This window comes from Neorickettsia sp. 179522 (assembly GCF_001593535.1).
GTDB classification, from domain to species: Bacteria; Pseudomonadota; Alphaproteobacteria; order Rickettsiales; family Anaplasmataceae; genus Neorickettsia; species Neorickettsia findlayensis.
Genome location: NZ_LNGI01000001.1, coordinates 441,059 through 454,286, shown reverse-complemented (window position 1 = coordinate 454,286; position 13,228 = coordinate 441,059). Strand labels below are relative to the sequence as shown.

The 13,228-nt window shown below is 40.2% G+C and carries 10 protein-coding genes; 4 read left to right on the top strand and 6 right to left on the bottom strand.

All coding sequences use genetic code 11. The features are described 5' to 3' along the window. The first annotated feature begins 161 nt into the window (after positions 1–161). From recA to AS219_RS02130, 4 genes are read left to right on the top strand one after another with little or no spacing between them, the layout of a single operon-like run. Positions 162–1,145: a recombinase RecA gene (recA, locus tag AS219_RS02145; protein ID WP_067979476.1), complete on the top strand. Its 984-nt coding sequence runs from the start codon at positions 162–164 to the stop codon at positions 1,143–1,145. 42 nt (positions 1,146–1,187) lie between these two features. Further along, complete coding sequence (locus AS219_RS02140; RefSeq protein WP_067979472.1) at positions 1,188–1,808, top strand: ribonuclease D; 621 nt, start codon at positions 1,188–1,190, stop codon at positions 1,806–1,808. A gap of 7 nt (positions 1,809–1,815) precedes the next feature. Then, positions 1,816–2,082 carry an NADH-ubiquinone oxidoreductase subunit NDUFA12 family protein gene (locus tag AS219_RS02135; RefSeq protein WP_067979469.1) on the top strand — a complete coding sequence of 89 codons (267 nt, stop codon included), beginning with the start codon at positions 1,816–1,818 and terminating at the stop codon, positions 2,080–2,082. Positions 2,083–2,095: 13 nt separating this feature from the next. Further along, positions 2,096–2,536 carry an MlaD family protein gene (locus AS219_RS02130; RefSeq protein WP_067979466.1) on the top strand — a complete coding sequence of 147 codons (441 nt, stop codon included), beginning with the start codon at positions 2,096–2,098 and terminating at the stop codon, positions 2,534–2,536. An 8-nt stretch (positions 2,537–2,544) separates the two neighbouring features. Here the strand turns inward: AS219_RS02130 and AS219_RS02125 are convergent, their stop codons facing one another. From AS219_RS02125 to nusA, 6 genes are all read right to left on the bottom strand, one after another. Beyond that, complete coding sequence (locus tag AS219_RS02125; RefSeq protein ID WP_067979464.1) at positions 2,545–4,701, bottom strand: hypothetical protein; 2,157 nt, start codon at positions 4,699–4,701, stop codon at positions 2,545–2,547. A 245-nt stretch (positions 4,702–4,946) separates the two neighbouring features. Beyond that, on the bottom strand, positions 4,947–6,392 hold the full coding sequence (guaB, locus tag AS219_RS02120; RefSeq protein WP_067979462.1) for an IMP dehydrogenase: 1,446 nt from the start codon (positions 6,390–6,392) through the stop codon (positions 4,947–4,949). A 198-nt stretch (positions 6,393–6,590) separates the two neighbouring features. Beyond that, entirely contained in the window at positions 6,591–8,930 is a 2,340-nt protein-coding gene (locus AS219_RS02115) for a PD-(D/E)XK nuclease family protein (protein ID WP_067979459.1), read from the bottom strand. After that, the gene (locus tag AS219_RS02110; protein ID WP_067979457.1) at positions 8,902–9,195 is read right to left on the bottom strand and encodes a ribosome-binding factor A; all 294 of its coding nucleotides are present in this window, start codon (positions 9,193–9,195) and stop codon (positions 8,902–8,904) included. Before AS219_RS02110 ends, AS219_RS02115 begins: the two co-directional genes overlap by 29 nt. Positions 9,196–9,203: 8 nt before the next feature. Further along, complete coding sequence (gene infB, locus AS219_RS02105) at positions 9,204–11,558, bottom strand: translation initiation factor IF-2 (RefSeq protein WP_067979456.1); 2,355 nt, start codon at positions 11,556–11,558, stop codon at positions 9,204–9,206. Between the two features lie 9 nt (positions 11,559–11,567). Further along, the gene (gene nusA / locus AS219_RS02100) at positions 11,568–13,142 is read right to left on the bottom strand and encodes a transcription termination factor NusA (protein ID WP_231861831.1); all 1,575 of its coding nucleotides are present in this window, start codon (positions 13,140–13,142) and stop codon (positions 11,568–11,570) included. Positions 13,143–13,228 lie beyond the last annotated feature (86 nt).

Below are 13,228 nucleotides of genomic sequence, written 5' to 3'. Positions count from 1 at the left end.
AATGTAATGAAAAATATAGATAGTTTGCTAAATTATGTAGTTTAGAGATCTAGCGGAGTAAAAAAGATTCATGTACTGATGTTGGTGTAATCATATGTCATTGTTCCTAGTCAAATTGTGTCATACAATGTCTTGGATTAGAGGGTTATGAACCGGTTTTAATGGACAGAGAAAGTGCGCTTAAGGGAGTTGTAGCTCAGATTGAAAAAATGTTTGGGAAGGGTTCTATAATGACTTTTAGTCAGGAGCCAGCTTCAGTAGAGTGCATTTCCACAGGTTCTATAGGATTGGACAGTGCTCTTGGTGGTGGTATACCGAAGGGGCGAATTGTTGAGGTTTTTGGGCCAGAAAGTTCCGGAAAGACAACGCTTACGCTTCACGTGATAGCTGAAGCTCAAAAAAACGGCGGGACATGTGCCTTTGTTGATGCTGAGCATGCTTTGGACCCCGTCTATGCAAAAAGGTTGGGTGTCAAAATTGAGGAGCTATTGATTTCGCAGCCTGATACTGGTGAGCAAGCTTTAGAGATAGTAGACAGCCTCATTAAATCTGGTGCAGTTGATGTTATAGTTGTCGATTCTGTTGCTGCTCTTACTCCAAAAGCAGAGATAGAAGGAGAAATGGGAGATCTACATGTTGGGCTTCAAGCTAGGCTGCTCAGTCAGGCACTGCGAAAAATCACAGCTTCCGTGTCACGTAGTAACTGTATTGTGATCTTTATTAACCAGATCCGGATGAAAATCGGTGTCATGTTTGGTAGTCCCGAGACAACGACCGGAGGTAATGCACTGAAATTCTACTCATCTATTAGGATTGATATTCGTAAAATTGGTTCAATTAAGGACAAAGAGGATGTTGTAGGTAATCAGACACGTGTGAAGGTCGTCAAAAATAAGGTGGCACCTCCATTTAAACAAGCTGAATTTGATATCATTTATACCGAAGGTATTTCAAAGCTTGGGGAGATAATCGAGATCGGGGTGCGCAATAAGATAATAGAAAAGGCAGGTTCGTATTATTCATACGGGGACATTAAACTTGGTCAAGGTAAGGAAAATGTGAAGCAATTCCTAAAAGAGAATAAGGATTTAGCAGCGGAATTAGAGAGAAAAGTGAGAGATTCTATGCTACTTATTGCAACGTAGCATATAGTGGTGATTTTTGTATTTTAGTTTTTTTTAGCGAACGTGAACAAGTACTATATCTATGAGGGTGATGTGCCCGCTGACTTCGCTGCATCTGGCGCAATTGCAATTGACACAGAGTCTATGGGACTCGTAAATCGAAGAGACAGACTGTGTCTTGTGCAATTGTCTACGGGTGATGGTACAGCTCATCTGGTGAGGTTTAATGGTACAGACTATTCTGCTCCGCGGCTCAAAAGTTTAATTACTGATCCTGCGGTGGTCAAAATTTTCCATTTTGCAAGGTTTGATATAGCGATTTTACGCCACTACCTTGGTGTTTTGACGAATAATTGTTACTGCACAAAGATAGCTTCCAGGCTTGTTAGGACATATACAGATCATCATAGCCTCAAAGAGCTTTGCTCAGATCTATTGGGCGTGAGGCTGAACAAGGGTAAACAGAGTTCGGATTGGGGTTCGACTTCTTTAACGAGAGAACAAATGAGCTATGCTGCCTCTGATGTGCTGTATTTACATGCAATAAAAGACGCTCTGGATGTGATGTTGAAGAGAGAAAAGAGGGTTGAGCTCGCACAAGCGTGCTTCCAGTTTTTACCCTATAGAGCGGAACTGGATTTACTTGGGTGGGAGAATCAGGATATATTCAGCCATAAAGTTTGAGGTTTATATGTTTTGTCATGACGCGCTTGTTGGTGTTGATAATGCAGGAAATCGTTATTACAAGCGTGGTAACCGCAGGTTTGTTCGGTATGCGGCGGGCATGTGTGATCCAAGTCGGATTGCCGTTGAGTGGCATCTTTGGCTCCACCATGCTGTTGATTGTGTTCCGGATGGCTCATGCTCTACTGAAGTATCACGGTCCCGTGACTTAAATGAGGTTTCAGCAAAAAACGAAAGAGATACTTTGCCCTATATAGCATGGAAGCCGGAGTAGTGTTGCTCATAGTATGGATGTAAGGTTTTTTTCAGGGACGCTTGTTCTTTTGATCTCAGCTCTTATTTTTGTTTTCCTGAGTGGTGACTTCTCTCTTCTAAAAAGGGATCCTTGTTATGAATTGAATGCCACGTTTGATAATGCAATGGGTCTTTCAATTGGTAGCGATGTTTTCCTTTCTGGCGTAAAGATTGGTAGGGTTACTAGAATCTCGATAGAGGATTCATTTAGGGTGCACGTGAGGATGTGTGTTAGTGAAAAGGTCCGCCTACCACGTGATAGTATAGCAATGGTTTCAGCGGGAAACATCTTGTCTGCCACAAAGCATATTAACATAGACCCAGGCATCAGCGACGAGATACTCCCACCAGACGGAGCATTTGAGACTACACGCTCCGCACTGGATGTGGAAAAAATCCTGAGGTCGATAATAAATCTAAAGCTTAAATCTTAGGTAGATGCTTACCTCTGCACGTGAGCAGGACAACTAATATCGTTGCCAGCTAGAATGTCAATCTCGGAGGGCACTCTTATATTGTACGGTTTCTCGTGAGCACGACCAAGTGTACGTAGCTCTACTGTCTCTACCTGGTGGTATTGGTATGGGTATACCTTATACACTACCGGCAGAACTATGCTCAGAGCTAACGAAAGGACAAAAAGTGTAGATAACACTGCTACGTGACTCTTTGTCATGGTTACACTATCTGCCGTGTAAATACCAAGTGTTGTCAATGCAACAGGCAAAGCTGAGAATCCAGCAATCACAATTGTGCGCGCACCGTAGACTTTTGCAACTTGGACCTGGTTGTTCAGATGATGTGTGTTATCGTCTGTTTTAAAAAGCTTTGCTTCTTGAAAATATCTACCTATGATGGCGAATATTACGACAACAGCGAGAGCTTGAAGTACTGCGCAAGTGATATAAGCAACACTGTTATCCTGACTTACTGCACAATGAAGAACAAACGCTGCAAGTGGTAAAACCTGAATAGCACCGATCAAACTAAAAAGCTTTATATTATCAGAAATATCAGAGATCGAATTTGCAGAGTTGGATGTATTAACACAGGCTGTTCCAAATCGAGGGATGACACCATGCATATGTGCGACCATTTCTTGGATATTATTGGAACGAGGAAAATATTCTCTCATTTTATTTAATTGAAATCTGTTGGTGTACAGTTCATCAGCTTTCAAGCAAAAGACTGTAGAAGTATCCTTGATGTTGAATAAAATAGCCTCAACTTCTCGAGAAAGTGTATTTAAATAGCTGAGCCTTTCGTCATTAACTGGTTGAGCGCCAGCCTCTAAAAGACAGAAAGTTCTAAGCTTCTTTAGGTGTCTAAGCATCTCTTGAAGTGCATGGACAGCGTGTCCACGATTCCTATTCTTAATACCATCGCTCAACTCTGTAAATGCACTGAATACACGATTTACGTAGAGCGAATTCCCACTGAATGATGTAAATACTGCATCTGCAGCAGCTGAAAGATTATCGGCTGTATCCTCTAGGTGTATCAGTGTATTACTTGCGCTTGAAACAAAGGTTTGGATGTCTAGTAGCACTACGTTTGCATTTTCTGCAGCTTGAGCGACGTTCTTATAGGTTCTTGTGGGTTCAGGAAAAGTTTCATTAAGGGCAGCCCGTACGGTTGACGAGAGCGCACTACTTCCAGTTTTGAGGACTCTATTTGTCATATTATGAACAATACCGCTCAGGTAAGAATGAGACTGCTGACTTAGAACAGATTGAACATTTTCAAGCGGGATGAGCACTTCAGGTTCTTCGTTTGTGCCAGTGTTCCCTTCATCAACAGGAGTGTTGTTAGCAGGAGCGAAACTGGTGTAAAGGTAGTTTCCTGCTCTATATAAGGCACTTGAAGTACCTTGCATTAAGCTATAAGAAGAGGATTGTATGCAATCTCTTATTTTATGCAGCGCAGCAGAAGTATTCTGCGTTGTGCTGTAAAAGACATTACTTAGATAAGAATGAGACTGCTGACTTGGAACAGATTGAACGTTATCAGCCTGGACGATCGCTGCAGGTTCTTCGTTTGTGCCAGTGTTCCCTTCATCAACAGGAGTGTTATTAGCAGGAGCGAAACTGGTGTAAAGGTAGTTTCCTGCGCTATATAAGGTACTTGAAGTACCTTGCATTAAGCTATAAGAAGAGGATTGTATGCAATCTCTTATTTTATGCAGCGCGGCAGAAGTACTCTGCGTTATGCTGTAAAAGACATCACTTAGATAAGAATGAGGTTGCTGACTTGGAACAGATTGAACCTTTTCAAGCGGGATGAGCACTTCAGGTTCTTCGTTTGTATCAGTGCCTTCTTCATCAGCAGGAGGATGAGTGCTTTGAAACTCTAAATTTGAATTAAGGGTGTTTTGTGAAGTGGTTACATTACTAAACGGGTACGTAATTTGTTGCGCATAAGGATCATCTAATAGCTCTTGCGAATCTTGAAGAGAATAGAAGCCAAATAGTGATTCTGTATCTTGATCATCAAATTCAGCAACTTCTAGAGAGTCAGGCACTGTTTCAGTAATTCCATTGCCATTGGACGGCCTTACAGTTGGGGTTAAAAGCCTGTTATTATTGAATGAATTAGGCACAAGGATCAATTGTATATTGTATACTATACATTATATATAGCATATATAGAAAAGCGAAAAATATACTTCTAGCATTTTCTTTATCCTACTACAAGTAACCTATAGCATACTTATCAGGACAACCTAATGATAGGCATGTTAATTATATGCAATACAGCCGCAAATTATATAGTATAAAAATCTTTAATATAATATAAAAACGCGCACCAAAGAAAGCTACGCTAAAATACCGTCAAATGCTTTATTCAGTGAGTTTTCGAGTAATTAGGAGACTCGTGAGTGATGACGATGTCGTGTGGATGTCCTTCGCTATTTGAAGCGGTGGTTATGTGAATGAAACTACAATTATTCCTCATTTCGTAGATATCCTTGCAGCCAGTATATCCCATCGAGGATCTGACACCACCGACAAGTTGATAGACTGTTTCGCTGAGTGCCCCCTTAAGAGGTACTAGTCCTTCGACCCCTTCAGGTACAAGCTTCATTGAGGAATTCTGGAAATACCTATCTGAGGAGCCAGTACTCATAGCACCTACAGAGCCCATTCCTCTGTAGCTTTTGTATGAACGTCCTTTATATAATACCACTTCTCCTGGAGATTCATCAGTCCCAGCAAATAAGGAGCCAATCATCACGCAATCTGCTCCAGCTGCAAGCGCCTTAGCGATATCACCTGAATAGCGTATACCACCATCTGCAATGACCTTGACATCTGTTTTTTTACATACATTCGCGACATTCAGAATGGCTGTAAACTGAGGGATTCCGATACCTGTAACTACACGTGTGGTACATATTGATCCAGGACCGATACCAACCTTGACTCCATTCACGCCCATTTCAATCAAGTATTCTGCTGCTGCGGCAGTTGCAATGTTTCCAGCAATAAGCTGTATATTTCCAAAGTGGCTTCTTATTTGTTTTATTGCATCCCCAACAATTTTTGTATGTGCATGGGCCGTATCTATCACAACGACATCCACATTTTCCTTTACTAATAAATCCACTCTTTCCAAGAAGCTGCCTGTCACACCAACCGCTGCACCCACTCTCAACCTACTCTTGGAATCCTTGCAAGCATTTGGATGGGCATTAGTATTAGCGATATCTTTGACTGTTATTAAGCCAACACACCTAAATTCCTCATCAACTACGATCAGTCTTTCTATTTTGTGTCTATGAAACAACAACCTAGCCTCATCATAGGTTATTCCTTCTTTTACTGTGATCAGATTTTTTGTTGTCATCAGCTCCGAGACTTTTCTGGAACCATCTTCAACAAAACGTACGTCTCTATTTGTTAGTATTCCTATAAGCTTGTTTTTTTCATCTACAACAGGCAAACCAGAGTAGCCATGCTGCCTTTTAAGTGCTGAGATCTTTTCCAATCTATCATCTGGGGAAATTGTTACAGGGTCAGAAACAATCCAGCTTTCATACTTCTTTACCTTACGAATTTCCAGAGCCTGAGCTTCCGGAGTCATATTTCGGTGAATTATCCCAATCCCCCCATGTTTCGCTAGGCATATCGCAAGACGAGCCTCCGTTACCATATCCATCGCAGATGAGACAATAGGCACACCAAGCCTTATCTCTTGCGTGAGATAGGTCTCTGTGCTTACATCTCGCGGCAGAACTTCTGAATATTTAGGGACGAGCAGTATGTCATCGAATGTGTATCCCTGTTCCATTACTAACTCCTAGCATTTTTATCAAAAAAATAAAAGCGTAGTTACTTCACTTTTTCGGTATTATCTTACAGTTCAAATACATGATAGTTTCATGAATAGGGCTCCTAAAGCAATTTTGCTTCAAAAATGTTTTTCTTGTATTGGATTTCTCTTCCCATTAATTGAGCTGAGTGGTTCTAGTGATTTCATCTGGTTAATTTAGTTTTTCATTATATTGCTAAGGAAATCAAACCTTCCGGAAAGATATATTTGTGCTAGCGTCTTTAACTTTGTGTGTGTCTCCGCTATTGTTTCCTCTGGTGATTGAAGTTTTTTCACAATCACTTTCTCGGTTGAGGGTTTGCAATACATCATTGCACTGAATCTTACGTTTCTATTTTTTTCTAATATCACTCCCTGAAGAGGAAGTTGTGGTTTTACAAGACTGCTCATCTCCTTAAAAGTTGGTAGGGTACCGGTTTTGAATTCTACGATGTTTACTGTGCCATCTTTTAAGGATTCTATCCTATCAAATCTACAGAAAAGTTCTAATCCATCTGTAATGAAAATGCTTAGTTCTTTTTCGCTCTCTAGTTTATCGATCTCTTCTAATCTTTCATTATGAAAAGTAGCGAATTGTTCGAGAATTTTTAATCCCCTTGGTAGCCATAAATTTTTTACATATCGGTACCGCGTCGAATATATTTTGAGTTCGTCTTCTAGGATTCTTGTATATTCTTCTTTAGAAAAGTAATTTTTATTTGCAGCCTGAAAGACTTTATGCATGATATAGCCAAATTCCTTATGGCCTGGCTTCACTAACATTGAGTTTGTTTCTTTGATTGCCAATATGTAGCGTAGATAAAATTTATAAGGGTCATTGATGAGTAACTCTATCATAGTCGGAGAAAGCTTTTTAGGAAGCATTTCTATAGGTACGAAAAGTTTTTCTTTTACAATTACTGCTACTGTTTCTTTTGGTTGAGTTGCTTCTTTTTTTACCTCACAATTATCGACGCATGAGTGCCGAATTTGTAGAAATAGCCTTGAGAGCGGTTTTTCTTTGTTAAAAATAACAATACTCTTCTTCGTGCTAAGCGTGTAAAATATGTTTAGCATAATTAGTGGATCTCTTATCTGAAAATCCTCTTCAGTACAATCCAGTAGAACTATATTCCTATATGCTAGAAATGATGCTTCTTTTGGTGAGAAAACATTAACGATCCGTTTATTATCTGTGAGTGGGTAAAAATACTGTCTTTCCAGAAAAAATAACAATATTTGTCTATACTCATATATGTCAGTAAACCTTGGTGAATGTTTCTTTATAAATTCGAGGATTCTTTTTCCTTCAGAAGTAAGACGATTTGTAATTGCATTTGACCACTTGATGTGATACTCGGCAAAGTTTTTTGCATGGTGAAAGCCTTTGCTCCATCTCTTTATGTTTTCTAAGAAAAGACGTGCTTCTTGAGTGATTTGCTTACTTTTTGTCGTTCTTATAATGGAATCTTCTATGCAATCAATGATATCGCTGTTTTCTTCATAGATATAAGGATGTTTCAACAGTGCAATAAAGCTGATATCAGTTTCACCAAGTATTGCTGTGTCTAAAAGTGTTAAGAGAAAAATTCCATCCGGATGTGCTGTGTATTTTTCTTTAAATATGAGGTCGATATTTTCCTTGCTCAGCATTGCTCCAACCTTTTTAAGTAAGCAATAATTGGCCGTCACAAGTGCGACATCTGGGTAGAAATCTGCTAAGTATGTCACAGCGGATTCTACCATATGATGTTCATTACTCATTTCACAGAAGCGTAGATCGTATCTGACTTGAGGTTTTTGCTTCCTCTCTTTTGTTCCAGGGAAAAAGTTTGGATCTGGATTAGTATTCAGTTGTGATATCGCTCTGTCTTTCCCTAAGGGGATGATTTCAAGATCCTTTTCTTTTTGAAATTTTAAGGTTTGGTAGAGAAAATGTTCTGGTGCAGCCTCGTAGGTTGGTTCTAAACCATAAATAAAAATTGGACAATTATTTGCTACCGCTTTTTCGTAAATATACTTGGAGATTTCATCGGTGATATATATTCCTGCGACTATCACCTCTTTATAATCCCGGAAAGTCAGATCTAGTGCGCGCTCTTGGAACTCCTTATATTCGTGATAATGGGTGAACTTTTTGTGGATTTCGTTGTGAATGAAATTATTATGTTCCACCTCACTTTGCTGAAAGTGAGTAAAAAGGAACATAGCCTCATCTATTGAACAGTGCTTCTCGTTCTTTATCAGATTGTACAGTGTTAGAACTGCTTTTTTGCTAAAATTCAGATATTCAAAGTAGCTATTTTTAATTGCAAAGTCTCGAAAAATAGTATCGAGACTGACTATTTTAGGCAAAATAGACGGCTTGGAAAAAGACTTCTTTAGTGAATAGGAAAACGAATAATTTGGTGTCAAAACCAAGCAGTGCGAGTAATCACCTGGATTATTCTCTCGTGAGCAGAGGTAACTAACTATTGCATCATAGATGCTACTCTTGAGATGCAGGTTGTAAAGCATCAAGAGACGTTCTTATGCTAACAAAATTGAGCTTCGGTGTATTGCGCATCTCAATAGACTTTCCTAATTTTGCTCTTATACCATTTTCGATATAACATGATTCCGGAGCCCCACTAAACAGTCGAAGCGACACCATCGCAAGTCTAGAATTGTTTGTTATTTCCACACTCGATACTGCAGCAACCGGGCCAAAGGTTTTATTAATAATTTCAGTTATTTTCCTTCTCAGCAAAGATTCAACACGCAATTTTTTGATTGGGTTCATATAGGCTCCTATTCCTCATTCGAAAGCAATCCAAATGACTCTAAGACATCACCAACCTTAATCTCGCTATAGCCATTAAGCAAGATTCCGCATTCGTAACCAGACTTTACCTCTTTTACTTCTTCCCTGAAGCGCTTTAGTGATTTTATCGAAAGATCTTTTATATTTTCTCCGTTTCTCACAAGTCTTATAGAAGCAGATTTTTTTATTACCCCAGACTTTACTTGGCATCCTGCAACATTAGATTTATCTGAAAGCGTAAAGACTTCTTTGATTACAGCAGAACCTAAGATAACCTCTCGGGTCTTCGGTGAAACGAGTAGTTCGATCATTTCCTGAACTTTCTTTATTACATCATATATGATCGATTGAAAAATAATCTTTGGGTAATCCTTGACAGTTTTTTCTGTCTTAACCCTGAACCCTATAATGTATGCACCAGAAACTTGTGCAAGCAACACATCAGAGTCACTTATATCACCGATAGCAGTGTGTATGATAGCAACATCAACCTCTGGATGAGAAAGCCCACTTATTGACTGCACAAGTGCTTCCACAGAACCGTTGACATCGGCCTTGATTATGAAATTCAGCTTGTGCTTATCGCTTTCAAATGAATCACGCAAAGGCCTTTTATAGAGATCTTGTTTTATATGCTCATGGCTATTAACAACCATTTTTGCTTCTTTTTCGCTATTAACAACGAAAAATGATGTGCCTGGCTCTGGGGCTTCACTTAAACCCATCACCTCAACCGGAGTTCCTGCCACCGCGATTCCAACAACTTCCCCTGAAGAGGTCATCATGCTTCTTATTTTCCCATAAAAAGACCCAAGGACAGCTACCTGTCCTGTCTTCAGCTCACCTTCTTTTACTATCAAAGTAGAGAAAGCGCCGCGCTTTCTATCAACCCTAGATTCAATAATCACACCTTCTGCATGTTGTTTAGGATCATATTTTAAGTCAAGAAATTCGGCTTGAATTAAGATCAACTCTTTCAATTTATCCAGATTGATATGATTTTTTGCAGAGATGTTGACACTCATAACATCGCCATGCATTTCTTCGACTATCACTCCATGCTGTGCGAGCTCAGTTAAAACTTTCGGAATGTTGGCAGCTTCTTTATCAATCTTATTTATCGCAACAATTATTGGCACCTCTGCTGCTTTTGCATGCTTAATTGCTTCGACAGTTTGCTCGTTCACACCATCATCTGCTGCGACCACAAGCACCACTATGTCGGTAACTTTTGCACCTCTCATTCTCATCGAAGTGAAAGCAGCGTGCCCCGGTGTGTCTATAAAAGTAATGCTTTTATCACCTACTTGGACCTGGTAAGCTCCTATGTGTTGGGTTATGCCACCACTTTCGGTTGCTGTGAGGCTTGTATTTCTGAGTGCATCGAGTAATGTTGTCTTCCCATGGTCGATATGTCCCATGACAGTCACTACTGGAACTCTTGGCTTCAGATCAGATTCATTAGTATTTCTTCTTGTTGCAGCAATGATCTCAGCTGTAGAGGGTTTATACCTTATTTCATGACCAAGCTCGAGCGCCAATAATTCAACAGTTTCCTGCTTAAGATGATCATCTTCTCCGGAACTCTCACCCATTTTCTTGAGGATCATCCTCATCTTTGCCATAGGTTCAGAGAGTAAGACAGAAAGCTCTCGCAGTGTTATTAAACGTTTATCTATCGTTATGAGTTGCCCACGCTTTGGACTCACGTTTGTTCGTGAAGCATAGGAACCTTTAGATGTCCTTTTTCTCGGGCTTGGCTGCCTGGAAAGAGTCTTCTCAACACGATCCTTCCCATCAATGTTCTGCAAGTCTATTTCTGGCTCTAATGGATCCTTCCGCTTTTTCACCTGTTGGTTTTTCCATCCGTCCTTGTGCTGTGAAGCCTTATGTCCTTTTTTATCTTTTTTCAAAGAGGAGCTATTATTATTGTTACTATTATTTTCTGGCCCATCTAATTGTAAAACCGATAGAGGGCCTTCCTGTGCATTTTGCTGTATCTGTGCTTTTGGTGAACGCGGCTCACTAATTCGGGTCGAAGATACTTTTGCCTCATCTGGTGAAATTGGAGCAGCTTCTGTAGATGTCTCTACTACCTCTTTCTCTTTCGCGGAATTTTCTTGCGCAGCCAGTTCTATATTTGCTTTCCGATATCTGTGAAGCGCATCCAACCTATTTCGCTCCTCTTGCCTAGTCAGATGACTTGTGCGATTCTCACCGCCTCCCCCAGATGGAGCACCGCTACTAGTAGCAGATTTGTTTATAAACTCCCTCAGCGCCCTGCGCGACAATTCCTCTTTTCCGTTTTTTAAATTCAAGCTGAGCCTTTTTTTAGTATCCATACGTCTGCCCTACAACCACCCCAGGATTTCCCTTGATCTGATGATAAGCTGTTCTAGCAACGGCACAGCAAATCTATTATTTCCGATAACCTCTTTTAATTCATCAGAAGACAACTCGGCAACCTTTTCAAGATCTGTCAGTCCAGATGAGAAAAGTACTTCAAGCAATTCCGTGTCAAAGCCTGAAAGGGCAAGCATATCCGGATTTGCTTTATACTTTTCTAACAAGGCTTGAACTCTTTTAGGTTGCTCATTCACATATTCAACTGCCCTACTCCTTATCTCTTCAGCTATATCCTCATCAAATCCCTCAATAAATGCTAGTCTTGATGTATTGCAGTCAGCAATTTCTTCAACCGTCGAAAACCCCTCAGTAACCAATAGCTGAGCTATTACCTCTTCGACATTTAAAGCTTCTACAAAGCGTGCGGTTCCCGAGATGAACTCTTCCATTTTCTTTTTGGAAACTTCAGCCTCACTGAGTACCTCTACACGATATCCAAGAAGAGAAGATAATAGGTATATATTCTGCCCACCGCGTCCTATGACGAGGCTGACACTTTCGTCAGGAACAACCAATTCTACTTTCTTCACTTCTTCATTTACAGTGATTTTAACTGGTCTAATTGGTTTAAGAGCATTGGCCAGAAAGGTGGCAGTGTCACTCGAATATTCAACTACATCTATCTTTTCCCCATGCAACTCGTTCACCACGGCGTTTATTCTGCTTCCTCCCATACCAATACACGCCCCAACTGGATCTATGTTTCTATCTGATGAAAAAACAGCAACCTTGCTTCTAGAACCAGCATCCCTAGCAACTTTTTTTATTTCCACTACACGATCGTATATTTCTGGCACCTGCTGGGCAAAAAGCTGAGCAACAAAACTGCCGCTGGACCTAGAGAGTAGAATTTGAGGCCTGACGATTGAATATTCAACTTTTTGTATCACACATTTGACTCTTTCACCGGGCCTAAAACTCTCGCCCTTTACTAATGACGAATAAGGCAAGAGGCCTTCCACTCCTGCGATATCGACGATGATACTCCTACTACCAGCCTTAAAGTCGATAGATTTTTTCACAATGCCCGTAACAATCTCTCCAACCCTGCTTTTGTAGCAGTGGTACTGCTTTTCCCTTACTAAGGATGTAATGAGGCGCTCAAGCTTTGCCTTCATGACCTTAGCAATTATGTATCCAGAAGAAAATGAAGGTAAACGTTCTGTGATTATATCACCCGCTTTATGTTCGACATCCGGGTATTTAAGCCTTGCAGTCGAGAGATCGATCACACCATCATAGTGAATCTTCTCTTGTACAGCAAATGATGAAGGCGAATCAGGGGATTCTTCAGTAGCCATTTCCAGCTGCTCAAGCATATGAGCTTTATCAGAATCTTCAACTACAAGAAGTCGCTTTGATACAATTATCTCGCCATTTTTTTTGTCTATCTCAACAAAAATCCTATGGTCGCCATACTGCCTTTTTCCTATTTCATGTGCTAACTCAATTCCTATCGCGCGAAACAGAGTATCAGGATTGAGTCCTTCTTTTTCTGCAACAGAATTTATGGATTCCACAATTTGGAGATTACTGGGTCCATTACCGAAAAAAGACATAACTGACTAAAATTTGCCTAATGTATTCAAACGAAAGACTGATACCA

Coding starts and splice junctions, on each gene's coding strand:
- AS219_RS02115 (WP_067979459.1), bottom strand. CDS start 8,930: ATGCTTTACAACCTGCATCTCAAGAGTAGCATCTATGATGCAATAGTT.
- AS219_RS02135 (WP_067979469.1), top strand. CDS start 1,816: ATGTTTTGTCATGACGCGCTTGTTGGTGTTGATAATGCAGGAAATCGT.
- AS219_RS02130 (WP_067979466.1), top strand. CDS start 2,096: ATGGATGTAAGGTTTTTTTCAGGGACGCTTGTTCTTTTGATCTCAGCT.
- AS219_RS02110 (WP_067979457.1), bottom strand. CDS start 9,195: ATGAACCCAATCAAAAAATTGCGTGTTGAATCTTTGCTGAGAAGGAAA.
- infB (WP_067979456.1), bottom strand. CDS start 11,558: ATGGATACTAAAAAAAGGCTCAGCTTGAATTTAAAAAACGGAAAAGAG.
- recA (WP_067979476.1), top strand. CDS start 162: ATGGACAGAGAAAGTGCGCTTAAGGGAGTTGTAGCTCAGATTGAAAAA.
- guaB (WP_067979462.1), bottom strand. CDS start 6,392: ATGGAACAGGGATACACATTCGATGACATACTGCTCGTCCCTAAATAT.